Origin of the sequence: Paenibacillus sp. PK1-4R (assembly GCF_030369595.1) — a bacterium.
GTDB lineage: Bacteria > Bacillota > Bacilli > Paenibacillales > Paenibacillaceae > Paenibacillus.
Map to the genome: position 1 here is coordinate 3,365,216 of NZ_CP126535.1, position 21,443 is coordinate 3,386,658.

General features: G+C 43.6%; 16 protein-coding genes. 15 read left to right on the top strand and 1 reads right to left on the bottom strand.

From position 1 onward, the window contains the following. Window positions 1-64: 64 nt before the first annotated feature. The 3 genes from QNO02_RS14680 to QNO02_RS14690 are packed head-to-tail and all read left to right on the top strand — an operon-like array spanning window position 65 to window position 2,019. Window positions 65-439, top strand: coding sequence for a response regulator transcription factor (locus tag QNO02_RS14680; protein WP_036615858.1), 375 nt, complete (start codon window positions 65-67; stop codon window positions 437-439). Beyond that, the gene (locus tag QNO02_RS14685; RefSeq protein ID WP_074095083.1) at window positions 429-1,064 is read left to right on the top strand and encodes a chemotaxis protein CheC; all 636 of its coding nucleotides are present in this window, start codon (window positions 429-431) and stop codon (window positions 1,062-1,064) included. Before QNO02_RS14680 ends, QNO02_RS14685 begins: the two co-directional genes overlap by 11 nt. Then, the gene (locus tag QNO02_RS14690) at window positions 1,057-2,019 is read left to right on the top strand and encodes a sensor domain-containing diguanylate cyclase (RefSeq protein ID WP_133384779.1); all 963 of its coding nucleotides are present in this window, start codon (window positions 1,057-1,059) and stop codon (window positions 2,017-2,019) included. Before QNO02_RS14685 ends, QNO02_RS14690 begins: the two co-directional genes overlap by 8 nt. A 445-nt stretch (window positions 2,020-2,464) precedes the next feature. Here QNO02_RS14690 and QNO02_RS14695 read toward each other — a convergent pair whose 3' ends face one another. Further along, window positions 2,465-2,809, bottom strand: a complete 345-nt coding sequence (locus QNO02_RS14695) for a winged helix-turn-helix transcriptional regulator (protein WP_074095086.1) — start codon at window positions 2,807-2,809, stop codon at window positions 2,465-2,467. A 265-nt stretch (window positions 2,810-3,074) separates the two neighbouring features. Between QNO02_RS14695 and QNO02_RS14700 the strand changes: the two genes are divergently transcribed. The 12 genes from QNO02_RS14700 (at window position 3,075) to QNO02_RS14755 (ending at window position 21,378) form a co-directional block, all read left to right on the top strand. After that, complete coding sequence (locus QNO02_RS14700) at window positions 3,075-4,178, top strand: Gfo/Idh/MocA family protein (protein ID WP_289392572.1); 1,104 nt, start codon at window positions 3,075-3,077, stop codon at window positions 4,176-4,178. Between the two features lie 115 nt (window positions 4,179-4,293). Further along, the gene (locus QNO02_RS14705) at window positions 4,294-5,640 is read left to right on the top strand and encodes an NtaA/DmoA family FMN-dependent monooxygenase (RefSeq protein WP_289392573.1); all 1,347 of its coding nucleotides are present in this window, start codon (window positions 4,294-4,296) and stop codon (window positions 5,638-5,640) included. A 14-nt stretch (window positions 5,641-5,654) separates the two neighbouring features. After that, window positions 5,655-6,395 carry an oxygen-insensitive NADPH nitroreductase gene (gene nfsA, locus QNO02_RS14710; protein WP_289392574.1) on the top strand — a complete coding sequence of 247 codons (741 nt, stop codon included), beginning with the start codon at window positions 5,655-5,657 and terminating at the stop codon, window positions 6,393-6,395. Between the two features lie 140 nt (window positions 6,396-6,535). Continuing rightward, window positions 6,536-6,961, top strand: coding sequence for a MarR family winged helix-turn-helix transcriptional regulator (locus QNO02_RS14715; RefSeq protein ID WP_289392575.1), 426 nt, complete (start codon window positions 6,536-6,538; stop codon window positions 6,959-6,961). A gap of 288 nt (window positions 6,962-7,249) precedes the next feature. Next, window positions 7,250-9,565, top strand: coding sequence for a glycoside hydrolase family 95 protein (locus tag QNO02_RS14720; RefSeq protein WP_289392576.1), 2,316 nt, complete (start codon window positions 7,250-7,252; stop codon window positions 9,563-9,565). 592 nt (window positions 9,566-10,157) lie between these two features. Further along, window positions 10,158-11,744, top strand: a complete 1,587-nt coding sequence (locus QNO02_RS14725; RefSeq protein WP_165980172.1) for a response regulator — start codon at window positions 10,158-10,160, stop codon at window positions 11,742-11,744. After that, window positions 11,726-13,462 carry a sensor histidine kinase gene (locus QNO02_RS14730; RefSeq protein ID WP_289392577.1) on the top strand — a complete coding sequence of 579 codons (1,737 nt, stop codon included), beginning with the start codon at window positions 11,726-11,728 and terminating at the stop codon, window positions 13,460-13,462. Before QNO02_RS14725 ends, QNO02_RS14730 begins: the two co-directional genes overlap by 19 nt. A 121-nt stretch (window positions 13,463-13,583) precedes the next feature. Beyond that, a complete protein-coding gene (locus QNO02_RS14735; protein ID WP_289392578.1) occupies window positions 13,584-15,245 on the top strand; it encodes an ABC transporter substrate-binding protein in 1,662 nt (553 codons plus the stop codon). A 42-nt stretch (window positions 15,246-15,287) separates the two neighbouring features. After that, on the top strand, window positions 15,288-16,964 hold the full coding sequence (locus tag QNO02_RS14740) for an ABC transporter substrate-binding protein (protein WP_249910681.1): 1,677 nt from the start codon (window positions 15,288-15,290) through the stop codon (window positions 16,962-16,964). A gap of 176 nt (window positions 16,965-17,140) precedes the next feature. Further along, window positions 17,141-18,082: an ABC transporter permease gene (locus QNO02_RS14745; RefSeq protein WP_289392783.1), complete on the top strand. Its 942-nt coding sequence runs from the start codon at window positions 17,141-17,143 to the stop codon at window positions 18,080-18,082. Between the two features lie 15 nt (window positions 18,083-18,097). Beyond that, the gene (locus QNO02_RS14750; protein ID WP_091030445.1) at window positions 18,098-19,018 is read left to right on the top strand and encodes a carbohydrate ABC transporter permease; all 921 of its coding nucleotides are present in this window, start codon (window positions 18,098-18,100) and stop codon (window positions 19,016-19,018) included. 98 nt (window positions 19,019-19,116) lie between these two features. Then, entirely contained in the window at window positions 19,117-21,378 is a 2,262-nt protein-coding gene (locus tag QNO02_RS14755) for a glycoside hydrolase family 3 N-terminal domain-containing protein (RefSeq protein WP_289392581.1), read from the top strand. Window positions 21,379-21,443 lie beyond the last annotated feature (65 nt).

The window sequence follows — 21,443 nt, forward strand, 5'->3', positions numbered from 1 at the left end:
GAACTGTCCACAGCGCCTGACCATCCCGAGCTCTTACCATTTTATCAAGGAGACTGAAGAGAAAATGAAAGTATTAATTGTGGAAGACTCCATTTTCGTACAGAAATTACTTACAAAGCTGATTGTTGATCATATTCCAGAATGCGAGATTCAGATTGCTAACAATGGAGAGCAAGGATACAACCTATTCAAGGAATTTCAACCTGATTTTATAACCACCGACCTGCTAATGCCTGGTTTGAACGGACAAGAAATGCTGCGAATGATTCGAGAAACGGATAGCAATGTCAAAATTATTATCTTATCTGCAGATATTCAGAAGACAACTAGGGATGAAGTTGAAATGTTAGGCATTTCTGGTTTTTTGAATAAACCTTTAACCGCCGAGAAGGCAACTACCATGATTCAACTGATTCAGGCGGCCTATCATGCTGAATGATTTACAGAAGGATTTGCTAACTGAACTAGTGAACGTTTACGTGGGACAAGCGGCTAACATGTTGTCAGAGATTGTAGACAAGCGTATCGTTTTGAATATTCCAGAAGTGGAACTAATCTCTATATCCGATGTTGATCCTGGAGATCGAAGATACAACATTTTCTTTAGTGAAGGTCACCTGTTTAGGTCATCCTTACAGTTTGGATATGAATTTCAGGGAAAAGCATTTCTGATGTTTCCTGTTGAGCAGGCTAAAGTATTGGCAAACATCTGTCTTGGAGAACTGGGTGAGAGCGTTATACCGAACGATCCGAACCTGATGGACACGGATTTGGACGTTTTGAAGGAAGTTAGCAATGTCCTGCTTAACGCCATTATTGGAGAATTCGGTAATTTCCTGGAGATGAAACTGGAATACGTCCTGCCTGATATTGAACTGATCTATGTCACCAATTCCGATCAACAAATATTGCTTCAAAATGAAGTCTATGTCCTGGTTTTACATACCTCGTTTTTACTTGCCGATACGGATGTGACAGGTATCATTGTCATAGCATTAAGTATGAACTCCATATCGAGCCTGCTGGCCAAAATGGACGCTTTGTTGGAGGCGGACAATGGATAATCTTATTTCACAAGCTTTGAACAAAGCCCATATGGGAATAATGATCGTGGACAGGCATTTGAAAGTTGTTGTGTGGAATGCCTGGTTGGAGCGCTTTACTGGCAAAAATGCAGAAGAGGTAATAGGCTTGAATCTACTTGAGGTCTGCCCACGGTTTAAGTCGAACATGTATTTAAATATTTTGCAAAATGCGCTGTATCATGGACAGAGCAGATTTTGCTCAAGCGCGTTACATAAGGCCTTCATTCTTCCTAATGAAGGAGAGGATGAACAATTATTCAGACAAAATATGCATGTTGAACCACTCTATCATGAGGATCGGAGTTATGCCCTTATTCAGATTACTGACATGACAAACACCAATACCAGGGTATATAAACTTAAAAATCTGATCAAAGAACTGGAGACGGAGTACGCCAAAATCAAAATCTCCGAGAAAATCAGCAAACATTTGTCTTTGCATGATCCACTTACAGGTCTGCCTAATCGTCTTGCTTATAATGACCGTCTTGCCTGGGCTATCAGTCATGCTCAAAGAAACCATAATAAACTTGCCATTATGTTTGTGGATGCTGATGGGTTTAAACAAGTGAATGATACATATGGACACCATGTTGGCGATCAAGTGTTGCTGGAGATGGCAAAGCGATTAAGCGAAACGATTCCAAGTACGGACACAGTAGCACGGCTTGGCGGGGACGAATTCATCATTTTAAGCCACCTGAAAGATGATCACGATGCTGAAATTATCGCTAAAAGATTGGAAGCTGCATTCAGTACCCATTTCAAAATTGCTGGAAACTATATCAACCTTTCGATGAGTATTGGTATCAGCCTATTTCCCAAACATGGACAGGAGCCTTCCGAACTTCTGAGACATGCGGATGGAGCCATGTACAAGATTAAAAAGAATGGCAAGAATGGTTACGGAATTTATGAACCTGAAAATGTTTAAGAAATCTAAAAATGCCTTTTAATAAAGTTGCTACAATAGCAACTTTATTTGTCTATACGATTAACATAAGAAAAAATACGTTTTTTCCTCTATTACTGTACGGGATGTCGATAATCTTAATCATAGTGGGGTATTTTATATTCGATTGAGAGCCGCTATATTAGCGGCTTTTTTTGGATTTTATTAAATAAGTAGAAGTCTGAAAGAGGCGATAGTCAGAACAGTGCCAAAAGCAAGGAGAAAAATACCTCTAAACTTGATACCCATCATATCGTATTCATGAAGTTCATCCTTCGTACGATTAAAAGGCCACGAGTTAGGTCGTCTCAGTGCTCGAACGCCAAAGAATAAACCAATCATTCCAAGCAACAGAAAGAAAAAGAAGAAAAACATATCATCCCCCCTTTAACAAAGATAAGTAATATGGAAGCCTAGTTTAAGTTGCTTAGCCGTATTCTTTGCCAAAGTCCTCCATCTTTTCAAGGATCGGTAGTAACTTCATTCCCTTGTCTGTTAACGAATACTCAACTCGCGGAGGAACTTCCGGATATACATCGCGTTGGATAACACCATCATTCTCTAACTCTTTAAGCTGCTTTGTGAGGGAGCCTTGAGACAGATCTCCAAGAAATTTTTTGATATCCGTATATCGCCGTGTTTCGTCTTTTAGGTACCATAAGATAAAATATTTCCAACGCCCAGAAAGGACATTCTGAGTAAAAGCTATGGCGTACATGTCACTTTTCCCATCTATAAACTCTTGTTCAAATCCTTCATTGCAAACTCTCATTCATATCACTCCTGATCCAAAGGTACAAAAAGATGTACTATGTTCATTTAAATTGCCCTCTTTGCTAACAAAACAAATACACCTATGATGGTGTCAACACCAAAACAATTTTAGTTTACCTAAAATGTGAAAGAATAAGAATGTTATCTCGATTAAATAGTTAGCAAGCTAAATAAATATATCATAGAAATGAGTGACTGATAAGGGTTGGAGACAAACCGATATTCGATCATACTGTAAATTTTAATAAGGGAGATGTTTAACAATGAATAAAAAAATTCGTACAGGTATCATAGGTGCTTCAATTAATAACGGATGGGCGAGTGGCACACATATTCCAGCTATTGAGCACCTGGATGAGTTCGAGCTTACAGCGGTTGGGACAAGTAATATGGTGAGTGCAAAGAAAAGCGCAGAAGCTTTCTATGCAGATCACGGCTTTGATAATATGGAGGAGTTGGCTCAGCATCCTGATGTGGATATGGTCGTTGTCAGTATTAACGTCAAGGAACATTATAATGCCCTTAAAATCATCGTGCCTGCTGGCAAACCAATCTATTGTGAATGGCCACTGGGGTCGAATACAGATGAAGCCTTGGAAATGCAGGAATGGATAGCGTCCGCACAACTGCCAAATGCGATTGGATTACAGGCTAGACAAGCCCCGGCCGTTCAATATGTAAAAGATTTATTGGCAGAAGGTTATGTGGGTAAAGTGTTATCTGCCAACCTGAAGATCTCCATTGATGGCATGGGTGGCGTTGGTGACAAGTCGAGTGCGTACTTGTATGACCGGAAAGTTGGAGGGAACTTGCTGACCATTGTAGGGGGCCATAATCTGGATGCATTTACCTACATGCTTGGGGACTTTACAGAATTGTCTGCCACCACAGCTCAACAGTTTCCAGAAGTTGAATTGGTAGATATTCAGAAAGTTATCAAGAAAACAACGGATGATCAGATCATGATTACAGGAAAATTGACTAATGGGGCAGCAGCCAGTGTTCATATTCAAGGTGGAATCAAACATCAGACAGGACTCACACTTGAAATTTTCGGAGACAACGGTACGATTGTGCTGAGCGCCCCTGCATCCATTCAATTCGGATCACATCAATTACGCGGTGCAGGATATACGGACAACGAGCTTCGTGAACTAACCATTCCCGATGCCTATTACTCGGCTCCACATTCTCTATATAACGACTCCGGATTTGTTCTGAACATGGCGCAGGCTTATCGTAAGTTTGCCAAAGATATTCAAGAAGGCACTACCTTAGCACCTACTTTCGCGGATGCGGTGAAACTTCATCAGTTACTGGATGCCGTCGAGAAATCAGCTCAGACAGGTGAACGTCAATATCTATAACCCTCACTAAACGGAACAAATTGATCCATAAATATATTTAGCAAGCTAATTTTTTTTCACACTATAGAAAGGTCACACATATCTGTGCCTGTCCAGAACGAAGGAGAAAATCGTTATGAAAAAAAGAAGTGAAATGCAACTGGCTTTACAGATGGTTTCGGGTTATGGAGCCGAATTTAGCGCATGGAGAATGCCTGGCACGGATCCTGCAGCTTACACCAATATGGATAGTTATGTAGAACGGGCTAAATTAGCTGAACAAGGAAAATTTCAAATGATTTTCATCGCTGACACTCCAGGATTATCCAACAATTTAGGCCCCCAGACGCCTATGTCCCCTATGGACCCCATGTTGGCACTGATGGCAGTAGCAAGAGAGACACAACACATCGGGCTTGTTGCTACCCTCTCTACAACATTTAATTATCCCTACAACATTGCACGTCAGTTCAAAGCACTGGATGTTATCAGTCATGGACGTGTGGGATGGAATGCAGTTACCACATCCGACCCCCTAGCGGCGGCTAATTTCGGTGCCCGGGTTGAAAATCGCCAAGAACGCTATGACAAGGCACATGAAAGCATACAAATTGTTCAGGCCTTGTGGGGTAGTTGGGAACAAGACGCTTGGACGTTAAATGTAGAAGGAGGGGAATTTGCGGATATGGACAAAATCCAGCCTATAAACCTTCAGGGTCATTATTATGCATCTCGTGGTCCTTTGCCCATTCCGCCCTCTGAGCAAGGACAGCCAGTGATTTTCCAGGCAGGGGGAGGAGGTGAAGGATTAGAATTAGCTGGGAAATATGCTTCGGGAGTGTACGCTAATCCTTATGATATTACGTCTGCCCGTGAACACAGACAAGCCATAAGGCAAAGTGCTGCACGTTTCGGTCGAAACCCCGATGATATCAAAATGTTTGCAGGTTTTATGTTTTCTCTGGCTTCAACGGAGGAAGAAGCTCTGGATCGTCGGAAACAGCTTATGAGCTTCAATCCTCAGGAAATCCCCAGCAGGGTAAGTTACCTCGGATCCATGGTTGGTTTACCCTTATCGGTAAACTCCGTAGATATAGATCAACCTTTAGCGGGAGATTTGTTGAAAAATGCATATGCCAATCCCATGGACCCACGTTCTCCGAGAGCCTTAAAGTTATTAAAAGAAGGACTCTCTGTAAGGGATGTTCTCGCTCACGGGGTCATCAATTATCATCCGGTCGTTGCGGGCACCCCGACACAGGTTGCTGACTTCTTGGAAGAATGGTTTTTGGCTGAAGCATGTGACGGATTCTCAGTCGTGCCCGATGTATCTTTTGATGGCGTTGCAGATTTTGTGAATCAGGTAGTACCTATCTTGCAGGAACGCGGTTTGTTCCATAAGGAATATGAAGGAAAAACACTACGCGAGAATATGGGCGTTCCTTACGAATACGGATTGCAGGGAAATGGAATCAACGAATAAAGGAGAGGTTTTTAATGAATAACACAATCGAATTGCTTCATAACCATACATCGTTTCGTTCTTACACATCTCAACCTCTAACTGAGGAACAAATAGATGCAATATTTCAGGCAGCGAATCAAACTTCATCGTTCAGTCTTCTTCAGGCGGTATCTATTATTCGCATCACAGATCCAGTACTTCGAAAAAAACTCAGACATCTCTGTGTCGATCAACCCTATATTGAAGAAGCGGCAGAATTCTGGGTCTTCTGTGCTGATTTCAACCGAAATCATGAAATCGCTCCGGATGTGGATATTGAATATATTGAATTTCTGTTGATTGGTTCATTCGATGCCGGCCTGATGGCACAAAATGCGTTAACTGCGGCTGAATCGATGGGACTTGGCGGAGTGTTCATTGGTGGGGTCAGAGCCAATATAAGCGAACTATCTGACGTATTGAATTTACCTAAATATGTTATCCCTCTGGTGGGATTATGTATCGGGAATCCAGCTGGAGATAAGCCGGAACTGAAACCTCGGCTCCCTCAATCCATGGTATTGCTTGATAATCAATACCAACCAATGGATCAAGAGAAATTAGCAATCTATGATGAGACCATGCTGAAGTATTATGAGAATCGTCCGACGAGAGCTCCTTTCACCGTAAAAAAAGTAAAAGGATGGAGTGACCATATCCAGGATCACCTCGAGAGAAGTATTCAACCACAAATGATGGCCTATTTGAACAAGCAAGGTTTTGCCAAAAAATAAGGACTAAACCAATTTTTCTGGCGAAACTTGGATAGGAAAAGCCCCTTTTAAAGACGAAACTAAGGTGAATTGACACCTATATATCCACATGATACATTTAGTCTGCTAAATATAATTCGGATGTTAGGGAGGGATCGTTCATGACAGATATAGTAGATTGTGAAATTCGACAGTCTTTAGATCGAATTTCCTCCCAAATGCGACGAAATTATAGTGAATCTCTTCGGGAACTTAATCTCTATGTAGGACAAGATAATTTGTTGTATCGGCTGTGGTTGGGTGATGGGGTAACACAGATGCAACTAAGTGAACATATGAAATGCGAACCACCAACGGTTACAAACATGGTCAAATCACTGGAACAGAACGGATTTATATATCGCAAACGTGATGTACAGGATGCAAGGATCATGCGTATTTTTCTAACCGATAAGGGCAAAGAATTAGAAAAACCGGTTGAGTATAAATGGAGAGAGCAGCAAGAGAAACTCCTTCAATCCATTTCTTCGGAAGATCGGCTGATATTGAGGCAATTCATGCAACAAATGGAGCGAAATATCTTATAAATTACGCCAAGCTTCATGTAAACTAGCTGAAATGAACGAAACAGAGCCGCTATTATAGCGGCTTTTTTTATTGCCAATAGCTATATATCCTTGTCCAGAACAAAGAATTTGTACTGTCAGTTTCGGAATTTACGATTACACCTCTAATGCTGGGATAAGATTGTGATAATTCAAGTTAATTTTGTTCATTTAGATGCTTAAGAGATTACAGTACACTGAAAGAACATACAAACGGAACACACTAAACATGAAAAATGTGAGGAATTATAATTCGTTGGAGGTTTTAACGTGAAGACCAAAAATATCTGGTTTAATCAACCTGCTGGAACATGGGAAGAGGCATTGCCTATCGGAAATGGAACTCTTGGAGGCATGATTTTTGGGAAAACACAGATCGAGAGAATTCAGCTTAATGAAGATAGTCTGTGGTATGGTGGTCCGATGCAGCGGAATAATCCTCAAGCACTTGAATCTTTATCTCAGATCAGAAGCCTGATTTTTGACGGTAAGATTAGGGAAGCAGAAGAACTCGCAGCAGATACTCTGGTAGGTGTTCCTGACGGGCAAAGGCATTATGAGCCATTAGGGGACTTCTATATCGCTATGGATCACAGTGAACATGAACCGAATGGATATCAAAGACATCTCGATCTGGAACAAGGCAAGGTAAACGTGAATTATACCGCAGATCAATCCATGTACAGCCGTGATTATTTTTCTAGCTACCCGGATCAAGTGCTCGTTGTTCATCTCAAATCTAGCGTGCCTGGAAAGTTATCTTTCTCCACTATTTTTGGCAGGGGAACCGTTCTGGAATCAACACCCTATTCCGATATTCTTAAGCATCCTGTTGGTTTCCAATCCTATCTGGACCGGATCGAGAAGCGTGGAACGAATGACTTGATCATCCGGGGAAGAAGTGGGGGAGAAGAAGGAATTCGATTTTGTTGCGGGATTCGCCTTATATCTGAAGGGGGGCAGGTTCATTATTCAAGCGGTCAGCTTTCTCTGAAGGATGGTAATTCAGCGACTATTCTAATCACGGCTTGCACGGATTTCCGAGTACCCAAGAAACAACTCGAAGTGGAGTGCCTCCGCAGAATTGATGCTGCTTCCGCAAAACCATATAGCGAACTGCTCGCTGATCATGTCTTGGACTATCAATCCTTATTCGAAAAGATGGATATACATCTCGAAGATGAAAATAAAGATGTGATATGTTCCGAACTTCCAATCGATCAGCGCCTTGAGCGGCTTAGAGCTGGTAAGCATGATCCGGAACTGATGGGTCTATACTTTCAATTTGGTCGCTATCTGCTTATCTCAAGCAGCCGTCCAGGTTCTTTACCGGCAAACCTTCAAGGGATCTGGAATAAAGACATGCTTCCTGTATGGGATAGCAAATATACGATTAATATTAATACACAGATGAACTACTGGCCTGCAGAAAGCTGCAATCTGTCTGAATGTCACATTCCATTGTTTGATTTTATAGATCGACTGCAAGTCCGGGGAAAGGAAACCGCTAGAACCATGTATGGATGCAAGGGGTTCGTTGCTCATCACAATTCGGATATCTGGGCAGACGCTGCACCGCAGGATGTATGCATGACATCGACGTTTTGGACCATGGGAGGAGCATGGCTTTCATTACATCTATGGGACCACTACGAATACAATAAGGATGTTCAGTTTCTCAAAAAAGTCTACTCCACGATGAAAGATGCGGCTATGTTTATTCTGGATTATCTAATAGAGGATCCTTCCGGTAATTGGGTGATATGTCCTTCATCCTCACCGGAAAATCGCTATATATTAGATAATGGAGAGTCGGGAGCTTTATGTTTTGGTGCTTCAATGGACAATCAGATTATTAGAGAACTCTTCACGCGTTGCATTGAAAGTAACCGGATCTTGCAAGAAGATCAGGAATTTGGAGATGTGCTCCGTAGTGCTTTAACCAAAATACCGGAGACCTCCATTGGCAAACATGGCCAGATCCAAGAGTGGAGTAACGATTATGATGAAATGGAACCTGGACACAGACATATTTCCCATTTATTCGCTTTGCATCCTGGCACGCAAATTACGTTGCAATCAACGCCTGATCTGGCCAAGGCAGCTCGTGTAACACTCGACAGAAGACTGGAACACGGTGGTGGACACACAGGATGGAGCAGGGCGTGGATTCTCAACATGTGGGCACGATTAGAGGAGTCGGAACTTGCACACGATAACATCGTGGAACTTCTACGTTCCTCCACATTACCCAATCTGTTTTGTGACCATCCTCCATTTCAAATTGATGGGAACTTTGGAGGTACTGCAGGTATAGCAGAGATGCTTCTCCAGAGTCATAACGAAGTAATCAGATTGTTACCTGCTTTGCCGGCAGCGTGGCCAAAAGGATATATTCGTGGTATTCGGGCTCGTGGCGGATTTGAAATAGATCTGGAATGGGAAAATGGTCGTCTATTCAATACCAGAATTCGCTCTATTGCAGAATCAAGAGTAACCGTATCCTATCTGGACCAAAAGATAGAATTAACCTTTCCAGGCCCGAATACTTTGATTGAATTAAAAGGAAATAACTGGAATAATTAATAGGGCGTTAACGTTTACCTGAGCGAAGACCGGCTGACAAAATTGCCGGTCTTCGCTCTTTTTCTTGGCTGAGATAAGATATAGGCAAGAGTTGGCGTGTTTTTGCTCAATGCAAATAAAATTTATCAAACAGGTATTCTGAAGTCTCATTCATATCAGATATATGACCTCCTTGTCGTTTCGCGCAATAAATATAGCTGTTTATGCAATGAAATTGCAGACGTGAACCTATAAAATGTAACCATCCTAGCATGATGGATACATAATTGCAAGCGTTTACAATCGGGTGTGTGCAACGCGATTGGAGGAAAAGATGGATCTGATTTTCACGGCGCCAAGTAGAACGCTTCTGTCATTCGGAAGGACCGGTCACTGAAAAATATGCGGATGGTACGCCAGCCAGCACCTGGTTTTGCCTGATGCCATGGGCCAGTGGATCGATCATTGAAGGCCTCGTTGGCGACTATTGGGATTATGCGCGCAATGAATGAATTTATTATGCAATAACTACAACAGTCACCATATTAGATGCCGCCGATAGGGAGACATGCTAGCGACGGTTTATTTTCGTTGGAGGAAAGGGGACACACGGATGTTAAAAGTATTACTGGTAGATGACGAGATGTATGTACGAAAGGGGCTGTATGAACTCATAAATTGGATGGATCTTAATATGGAGATTATCGGAGAGGCAGAGAACGGTGTAGAAGCATTAAATCTGATTGAACGCTTGCAACCAGACGTGATTATAACAGATATCCGCATGCCGATCCTGGATGGACTGGAACTTATACGTGCCGTAGAGAAAATGCCACATCTGGAACCTGTGTTCATTATCATCAGTGGTTATCATGACTTCAAATATGCACAGCAGGCAATCCGGTACGGTGTTCATGACTATATCCTGAAGCCTATTGATGATGAAGAACTGACGGCGACGTTGCAGAAGTCAGCTAAACTCATTTGCAATAAAAGAAAACATATCCTCTTGGATGAGGGACAAGCCAGTAACATCATGCTGGAGGATATGATCAAAGGCCATGTACAGAAGGAGGATGAACATCGATATGCCGAGATGCTCGGGATGAATCCTAGCTCCAGTCTGCTCATGACTTTGATTGAACTTCAGACCGGATTAGATGAAATTAAAATCACCATTGAACAGCTACGTGAAGCAGTACATTCTCTGGAAAGTAATTTATGCAAAATGTTCATCAGTGAGCAACAACGCGGCATGTTTGCATTATTACTGTTGTGGCCTAAACACGATCAAGGGGGTTCGGCGTTACAGGATAAACTGCATAGTATTCATATAACACTGAGCAAAAGGCTTAATCTGGACATCGGCCTTTACGCAGGAACACTCGTCAAAGAAATTGGTGATGTCCCACAATCCCTTATGGCGGCTGAAGAAGCAGCCAAGCATAAATATGCTGAAACTGGTGGTGTCGTGCGGTATACGGAGATCAAGGACAAACCGCTGTTTGTTTTCAATGTGTACCAGGACGAGGTGGATCACTTAATTTTGAGCCTGGAAGAAGGGAATAGGTCAGCTTATCACAAGGTCGTAGAAGAGAAATTCAAATTGTTTCATATGAATCGATTTTCTCCTCAAGCTGTATCGGGTTCTCTTTTGCGTTATATAACGGGTATTCTCGCTGTAGTCAACGAAATGGGTGGTAATGATGAAGGGTTGCAGCAGCTGAAGGAGCTGGCACAACAAAGTCATGAAGGTTGGAATTTACGACTATTGAACAATGCTTTTCTCACTGCGCTGGAGGAAGCCGAGGATTATATCTCTCAACTGCGGATGGAGCGATCCAAAGGGGATATCAGCAAGATCAAACGATATATTGATGCAAATTATACCGAGAACATCAATCTCAAAAGCATCGCTGCACTCTTCTATATGAATCCCGTTTATCTTGGGCGGTTATTCCGCAAAAGCTACAATCAATATTTCAATGACTATCTGCTGAACCTGCGGATACATGAGGCGAAGAAGTTATTACGCCAGACGGATCTGAGAATGTACGAGGTCGCTGCACGTGTAGGATTTCAGAATGCGGATTATTTTGTAACCCAGTTTGAGAAACTTGTTAAGTTATCGCCTACAGAGTATCGCAATCTCCTTATGGGAAATGATCAGCGAGGTGCACAATGCCAAGATGGAACCTGAACTACATGAAGCTTCGAGATAAGCTACTGCTGATGTATGTCTTATCTGTGTTTATTCCCATCGTTGTCACCAATGTGGTGTCCTATAATGTCACATCCGCCAATATCCGTAGTCAGAAAACTCGTGATGCCGGCATGGCCTTGAACAATCTGAAGAACGACCTGCGGGTAACCATTGATCAGGGTGTCGGCCTCTCTTATTCGTTATATACTGACCCTGTATTCAATGACACCATCTCCCGTTCATTTCAAAGTCATTTTGAGTACATTGACGCTTATAATTCCTATCTAAAAGGGCAATTCTCCGGTCAATTGAATCAGGGAATTCGCTGGTATCAAGTGTATACAGATAATTCTACCATTCTATCTTCCGGTTATATTGATCGTTTAACTGACGTGGTCCGAAGCTCTAACTGGTACGTTCAATTTCAGGCATACTCCGCCCCTTATCCGGCACTGATCTCATCGGATCAAATGTTAAGTCTGGTTCAAAGGCTGGACAATCTGGACACAGGGGGGAGAGAGCAGTTACTTAAAATTGACCTGAATATGGATATGATCAAGCAGTATTTTCACAACAGCGGATTTGATGGAAAAGTGTATCTTCTTGATCCGGGGGGACACATCCAATTTTCAAATGATCCTACAGCAGAAGCTCAGATAGGGAAACGTTACAGCGAGATCCAGTTTCCGAACAAAATGATTCCCTTTGAACTTACGTATACAGGCATTAACTATCTGGAAGGGTGGTCCCTGCAGGGAGTGATGGATGAAGAAATTGTGTTGAAGGAGGTGCGGAAATCGCGTTCCTTCGTCGTTTGGCTGGCTTGCATTAATTTTGTCCTGCCTTCTATTATCATCGCGGCGATGTCCAGAACCATCCATGTCAGACTGGTGCGCATTCTGAAACATATGAAAAAAGTAAAAACACAGAATTTCCAGACGATTCCGCCTGAAGATGCAAGAGATGAAATAGGTCAACTTACGATGGAATTTAATCGAATGACCGAGACGATCCGTAACCTGATTCATGAAGTATATCTCGCCGACATCCAAAAGAAAGACCTGGAGTTAAAGCAGCAGCAAGCACAACTTCATGCGCTCCATAGTCAGATCAACCCACATTTTTTGTTTAATACCCTGGAGTCGGTACGTATGCGGAGCCTCATCAAAGGCGAGAAAGAGACTGCCAAAATCGTGCATAACATGGCCAAGATGTTTCGCAAGTCGATTAGTTGGAATCAGAATGATGTGACAGTACAAGAAGAATTGGAACTCATTGAGAGTTTTTTACAAATTCAAAAATACCGCTTTGGAGAAAAACTCCAATATACCATTGAGGCAGATCCTGCGGTACTGATGTACCGAATCCCCAAGATGGTTATCCTTCCCTTTGTTGAGAATGCAAGTATTCATGGAATTGAGTCATCTCCGGGTGTAGGTATCATTCAACTCTTTGTTTCAATGGAAAATGACCAGCTCCATATCAGACTAACGGATAACGGTATAGGGATGTCACAAGCAAAATTGGAAGAGTTGCTAAGTTACCTGGATCAAAACACCGATATGGGAGAGCATGTTGGCATGAAAAATGCGTATAGTCGCTTAAAACTTTGTTATAAAAATCACTTTACATTCGACATCCAGACATGGGAAGGAGAAGGTACGCGTATCCAAATTAAGCTTCCACTTGATCCATCAGCCATGCCAGGCGACTAAATATGAAGGATATACTTTTCAAAGTAGGAGGTACACTTTCATGGGTAACTTTGAAAGCGCTATCTTGATATATTGAGAAGGCTTAAAGACAAAAACATTACTTTAAGGGAGAATTTGCTACATGTTTAGAAAAAGAAACATTATAACAGGTCTGGCCATTTTACTGGCTGTAACCCTGGCAGGTTGTAATAAAGCCAGCCCGGAAGCCTCTTATCCTGACAGTAATGACAACACCCCGGTCACCTTTAAATATTTCACGTTTGGCGGTGGCAAGAAGGACATTCTGGCAAGCAGCACGACCATTGGCAAGAAGCTACAGGAACAAACGGGCGTTGACTGGAAGATGGAATATCTGGTCGGCGACGGTGCAACCAAGGCAGGTGTAATGATTGCGAGTGGGGATTACCCCGACATCATCGACTCCAGTGGTGAAATGGCCAAATTGATGGATGCAGGCTCTTTTATCCCGCTGGATGAACTGATCGATCAATACGGGCCTAACATCAAGCGGGTATACGGGCCTTATATGGACAAATTCAGACAGGAGGATGGAAAGATATATTTCTTGCCATACACTGCCAACATCGGTTATGTGTCAGAGCCTAACTTCCAGACCGGCTTTTATATTCAGCGTGCTGTGTTAAAAGAGTTCAACTATCCCAAGATCAAAACGCTGGACGAATATTTTGACTTGATTGAGCAATACAAGCAAAAACATCCGCAGATCGATGGAAAAGAAACCATCGGCTTCGCCACACTTGCAGGTGAATCGGGCAGCTTCTTCACCCTGCTAAATCCGGCCATGCATCTGGCAGGTTATCCAAACGATGGCAGTGTGATGGTGGATATGCAGAGCCATGAAGCCAAACTGGTAGCCGGATCTGATTATCAGAAACAATGGATTCAGAAGCTGAGCGAGATTAACGCACAGGGGATGTTTGATCCCGAATCCTTCACAATGAATCAGGATCAGTATCTCGCCAAGTTGACGTCCGGTCGGGTGCTGGGATATTTCAGTTACTCCTGGCAGGTTGGAGACGCAACGAACAATCTCAAGAAGGCTGGTATTGACGATAAACGATACGTATCTCTACCGATCGTATTTGATGACAACATCAAAGACCAGTATGTGGACCCGCCAGGTTTTGTGAATAACTACGGTGTGGGAATTACCGTAAATGCCAAAGATCCCGTGCGAATTATTAAATATTTTGATAATTTGCTCAAGGAAGAAAACCAGATTCTGGTTCAATGGGGTGTTGAGGACGAGACGTATAGTGTGAATGATGAGGGCCGCTTTTACTTTAAAAATGATGACCAACGCAAGGCACATGAAGATCCGGAATTAAGTCGTAAGTTCGGCTTTGACTATTTTAATTACAGCTGGCCGCGTTACGGGAATAACTCCGTACTGGAGGATGGCAACGCCTATGGACCAGGCAATCAACCAGAGGTGGCTACCTTTAGCTATACGGATGGTGACAAGCTGTTGTTAGAGAAATATGGTGTGGAGACATTTACACAACTATTCAGCACACCGGATGAGCGTCCTTGGTCTCCTGCTTGGTCCATTGCATTGGAGCAGGGCTCTCCAGAACAGATTTTCATCACCAAGGCAGAAGACCTCCAGAAGAAATATTTACCCAAAATGATTATGGATTCACCTTCCACTTTCGAGAACACATGGAATGAATATATGAGTCAATTGAATCAACTCGACAAGAAAACATACGAAGCTACGATAACACAGGCAGTTAAGGATCGTGTAGCTGGCAAATGGTGAGTGTAGTCCATTAGAGAAAACACGGAACGGGGGAATATTCACATGTTAAAACCAAAATTTAGAACAGCGGGTTTAGCTGTATTACTAACAGCTTTGCTGGCTGGGTGCAGTCAGAACAGTTCGTCATCAGCGCCTTCAACCACAGGTGATGATGAGAACAGTCCAGTCACGTTTTCGTATTACATGTTCTCTCCAGGCAAGAAGGATGTTCTTGCAAGCGAAACAACCATCGGTAAAGTGTTGCAAGAGCAAACGGGTGTGGACTGGAAGCTGGAATATCTGGTAGGTGATAGTGCTACAAAAGCCGGTGTCATGATTGCCAGTGGAGACTATCCTGATGTCATTAGCTCCAGTGGGGAGATGTCCAAGTTACTGGATGCCGGTGCCTATATTCCGCTGGATGATCTGATTGAGGAATACGGCCCTAATATCAAAAGGGTGTATGGACCATATTTCGATAAAATGAAAAATGCCGAAGACGGAAAAATCTATGCGCTGCCTTATACGGCTAATCAGGGTGAGTATTCAGGTAGTCCAAATGTTGGCGGAGGAGCTTTCTGGATTCAGCGATCTGTGCTCAAAGAGTTTGATTATCCCAAGATCACTACACTGGATGAATATTTTGATCTAATTCAGGATTATAAGGAAAAACATCCAACTGTCGACGGTGCAGAGACAATCGGATTTGTGTCACTTGCGGGTGTGGCTAATAACTTCTTCACGCTGCAAAATCCAGCGATGCATCTTGCCGGTTATCCGAACGATGGCAGTGTCATGGTGGACATGACTAACCATGAGGCAAAAGTTGTCGCCGGAACAGATGCCCAGAAAAAATGGATTCAGAAGTTGAATGAAATCAATGCTCAAGGCATGCTTGATCCGGAATCCTTTACGATGAATAAAGACCAGTATTTGGCCAAACTGACTTCGGGTCGTGTGTTAGGATACTTCAATTATGGCTGGCAGGTTGGAGACGCGTCGAAAAACCTGCTCTCGGCAGGCATTGATGAGAAACGTTATGCACCACTTCCGATTGTGTTTGATGAAGGAATTAAGGATCAGTATGTTGATCCTCCGGGCTTTGTCAACAACTATGCAACAGGCATCTCGGTGAATGCCAAAGACCCTGTTCGTATCATTAAATATTTCGATAATTTGCTGAAGGAAGAGAATCAGGTGCTGGTGCAATGGGGGATCAAGGACGAGACGTACAGTGTGGATGATAAGGGCAGATTTTATTTTGCAAATGAGGATCAACGCAAAGCCCATGATGATCTGGAGCTGAGCCGTAAATTCGGGTTCACTTACTTCGGATCAGACTGGCCTCGATATGGCGGTGAATCTACACTTACCGATGGTAACGCTTATAGCCCTGGCAACCAGCCAGAAGTAGCCGCTGCATCTTACACCGAGGGAGACAAGAAGTTCCTTGAAGCCTACGGTATCCAAACCTTTAGTGAATTATTTAACAAACCGGAAGAGCGGCCATGGTTCCCCGCATGGTCCATCGCCCTTGAACAAGGATCACCTGAACAGATCTTCACCACCAAATCGGATGATCTGCAACGTAAATACTTACCGGAAATGATCTTGGGAGCACCATCGAATTTTGATAAGCTGTGGGATGCCTACATGGCTGAATTGAACAAATTGGACAAAGCTGGTTATGAAGCGACTATTACCAAAGTTGTGAAGGATCGTGTAGCAGGAAAATGGTAATACGAACACTTTAAATGCGTGTTCAAAAGCGGACTTTTTGAACAATCTCTTTAAAACAAACTGTTACTTGCGCAGGAGAGACGAAAGAGAATAAACTCCGATTTCTCCTCGCATGATTAACAGCATAGGAAAGGAGCAGGTTCACCGTGGAGAAACCAAATGTCTCCCTTAACTCGATGCCTCCAGCCTCGAGTCCGAAGGGAACCAGAGCACACTCGTTCTTTAAGCGACTTGTGCAGCAACGAACACTTGCCTGGATGTGTATTCCTTTTGTCATCTGGGCTTTTATCTTCAAGTACCTGCCGTTATGGGGATGGACCATGGCTTTTCAGAATTTCAAACCGGCGAGGTCCTTCTCCGATCAGCAGTGGTTAGGCTGGCACCATTTTCGTATCTTGTTTGAGGACAATACCTTCTACCGGGTGCTGCGAAATACACTTGTCATGAGTTCCATTAAACTTGTGTTGGGATTTGTTACAGCAATTACACTGGCCCTCTTGTTGAATGAGCTGAAAAATGTCATATTTAAACGTTTTGTGCAAACCGTCAGTTATCTGCCTCACTTTATCTCGTGGGTTGTTGCTTCCAGTATTGTATTAACAGTCCTGTCACCAGACGGAATTGTCAATCTGCTGCTGATGAAGCTTCACCTGATTGACAGTCCGGTACTATGGATGGGGAAAGGAGAATACTTCTGGGGGATTCTGGGGGCAACTGAGGTCTGGAAAGATGTCGGTTGGAACACCATTATCTATCTGGCGGCAATTACGGCGATTGATCCTGCGCAATATGAGGCTGCCGAGATTGATGGAGCCAGTCGCTTCAAACGGATGTTATATATCACCCTGCCTGGCTTGAAACCGGTTATTGTGATCTTGTTGATCATGAACATGGGAAGTATTCTTGAATCCGGATTCGAACCACAATATCTGCTGGGTAACGGGATGAATATGGACTATTCGGAGAATCTGGACATCTTTGTACTGAAATATGGATTAGGGATGGGGAACTTTTCCTTAGGTACAGCAGCCGGCATATTCAAAACTGTGGTCAGCTTCATCTTCCTTTTCTCCGCGAACTATATAGCGAAAAAAATGGGAGAGAGCAGACTATTCTAAAAGGAGGCCTATGCCATGCAAAAAGGAAAGACATCCCGCTTGCGAAATAGCAGCACCGGGGATCGAGCGTTTGACACCATTAACATTATCTTCATGGTATGTCTGATGATTGTGACGATCTATCCCTTTGTTAATATGATTGCCGTATCCTTCAATAATGCAAATGATGCCATTCGTGGTGGAATATATCTATGGCCTCGTGTATGGACACTGGACAATTACAAATACATTTTTGGCGAATCCGATATTTATCACGCAACTTTGATCTCGGCCCTGCGAACGGTCATTGGAACCGTGGTGTCCGTCTTCTGCACAGCCATGCTCGCGTATACGGTTAGTCGTCAGGAATTTGTGCTTCGCAAGTTTGTTACGATGTTTTTTGTATTCACCATGTATTTCAGCGGGGGGTTGATCCCCGGTTATCTGTTGATTCGAGACCTTGGATTGATCGGTTCCTTCTGGGTATATATCATTCCGGGTGTAATCGGTGTCTTCAATATGATTGTCATCCGTTCATTTATTGAAGGTCTTCCTGAAGGCATTCTGGAGTCAGCCCGTATTGACGGGGCAGGGGAGTTCACGACATTCATCCGCGTTGTCTTGCCGCTAACGATTCCCGCAATGGCAACCGTATCACTCTTTGTAGCTGTGGGACAATGGAATTCCTGGTTCGATGTATTCCTGTACAACTCTTCCAATAAAGAATTAAGCACATTGCAATACGAATTGATGAAGATTCTGCAAACTTCAACGACTTCAGCGACTTCATCAGCAAGTGATGCTTATCAATCTGCCGAGAGCAATGCAACGGCGGTCACACCAACCTCAATTCGAGCGACCATGACCATTATTGCAAGTGTTCCTATTCTGATGGTGTATCCGTTCTTACAGAAATACTTTGTACAGGGCATGACGATTGGCGGCGTGAAGGGATAGTCATGAACTGCATATAACTTCATTGAATTTGTGAAAACGCAACAAACTGTACCGTATCAGCGTCTATTCATCCATAGAACACAACAGGAGTGAAACAAATGCATGTAAAATGGATGACGATTATTGGTGCCGTTGTTGGCTCTATGCTTATAGGGCTGGGAACGGCAGCTGCGGAAGAAACGTTTGTTGATCTAAAGTATTCAAAGTGGGCAGAGGATGGCATCACGTATATGGCGAAACGGGGAACAGTAGCCGGGTATGGCAATGGGATCTTCAAGCCAGAGGCACTTGTGACAAGGGCACAAGCCGTCACTTTTATGGTCCGGGAGCTTTATCCAGATCAGCTTCAAAGAGCAGTGGAAGGCACAACCTATTCGGATGTTCCAACTACACACCCTTTCCATCGAGAAATCATGATAGCTGCTAAAAATGGACTTGCGAGTGGTTTTCCTAACGGAACCTTCCGTCCGGACGCACCGATTAGCCGCGCAGAGACTGCGGCCTTCCTTACACGGGCCTATTCACTAGCGGAAGGTAAGAACTCCGCAGAATGGACAGATACGGACAGGCATTGGGCAGCAGCACCGATTCTTATTATGAGTTCAAACGGCTTGGTCGGCGGTTATTCAGATGCCACCTTCCGTCCGAATCAAGCTGTAACGCGCGCTGAATATGCCGTATTTATGGCGAGAGTAATTCGCTTCGAACGTGAAGCGGCCATTCGGTCGCAAGATTGGGACAAACTGATATCCTATATGACGGTAAGTGAGCAAGTTGGTCAGATGCTTATGCCTGACATTAGGCAATGGAATGGTAAAGCGACAACGACCGTTAATGAGGGGCTGAAACGCACTATCCATGATCAGGACTTGGGCGGACTTATTCTTTTTGACAAAAATATTGTAGACGTGACGCAGCTTACAACGTTCACACATGATATGCAAAGAGAAGCAGGTGACATTCCTCTATTTCTTAGCATCGACCAAGAAGGAGGCGTTATTAAGCGAATACCAGGCGGTACGAACCTGCCAGGTCAAATGGCGCTTGGCGCAACTGGAGATGCAACACTAGCCGAAGCAGCCGGTCAGCTGACTGGGGAGGAGCTGAAGGCACTGGGATTGCAGATCAATTTTGCGCCAGTGCTGGACATCAACAGCAATCCAGATAACCCCATCATTGGTATACGGTCGTTTGGCTCGGATGCGGATTTGGTGACACGGCTTGGTCTGGCAACGATAAAAGGGCTACAGCAATTAGGGGTGATGGCGGCAGTGAAGCATTTTCCGGGACATGGAGATACAACGGTAGATTCCCATCTTGGTATGCCTGTTCTTGCCCATAACCGAGAAAGGCTTGATGCGGTAGAATTAAAACCGTTTCGGGCTGCAATCAAAAATGGTGTAGAGATGATTATGACCGCGCATATTGCTTTCCCTGCCATAGACAACGAACATGTCACTTCGCTCAAAGACGGTGAACGTGTGCCGATTCCTGCTACCTTATCAAAAAAGGTACTGACCGGACTGCTGCGAGGGGAGCTGGGATACGAAGGTCTCATCGTGTCGGATGCCTTTACCATGAATGCAATTGCGGAGCATTTTGGTGAGAGTCAATCGGTGGAACGCGCCGTTTCCGCAGGTGTTGATATCATCCTTATGCCAAAAGATTCAGTAACGGCCCATCAAACGCTGGTGAACGCGGTGAACAATGGAACGATCAAGGATGAAACCATACATGCATCTGTGAAACGAATCTTGAAGATGAAAGCGAAATATGGTTTGTTTGAACGCAGTCAAACTCTTGCGCAAAAGCTAACTCAGCTTAACGGTATCATCGGATCGAAGGCGCACCGAGCAGTGGAGCAGACAATCGCAGAGCGGGCGGTCACTGTACTCAGCAGTCGCGAAGGTGTGCTTCCTGATCCAATTAAACAAGGCGACCGGGTTGTTATTGTTGCAGCCGAGCAGGAACAGGCGAAACAGCTTGAGAAGCAACTGTTGCAAGCCGCTAATAATCTGTCGTTAAAAACTGAAATATCACTTGTTGGTCAAGGCAAAATGAATGAAACGCTCCAGGCAATTGGCAAGGCGAATTATGTCATTCTTGCTTCTTACCAATTCCGTAACGTGGCCAGCCAGTTCGGTTGGAGTGAGTATCAAACCTTGATTAATGCGATGAACAAGAGTAATCAGCGATACACGCTGTTCTCACTCGGTAACCCTTACGAAACGATCTATTTGCAAAACGTGCGCTCAGGAATTGCTGTGTATGGAAAGCAGGAGCCAAATACGTCTGCCGGGATCAAAGTATTGCTTGGTCAACTAAAAGCTGGAGGACAGTTGCCCGTGCTAACGGATTAACGCTTAATTAATGAAATAAAAAAAACGGATTCCATTATACGGAATCCGTTTTTTATTTCAAACTT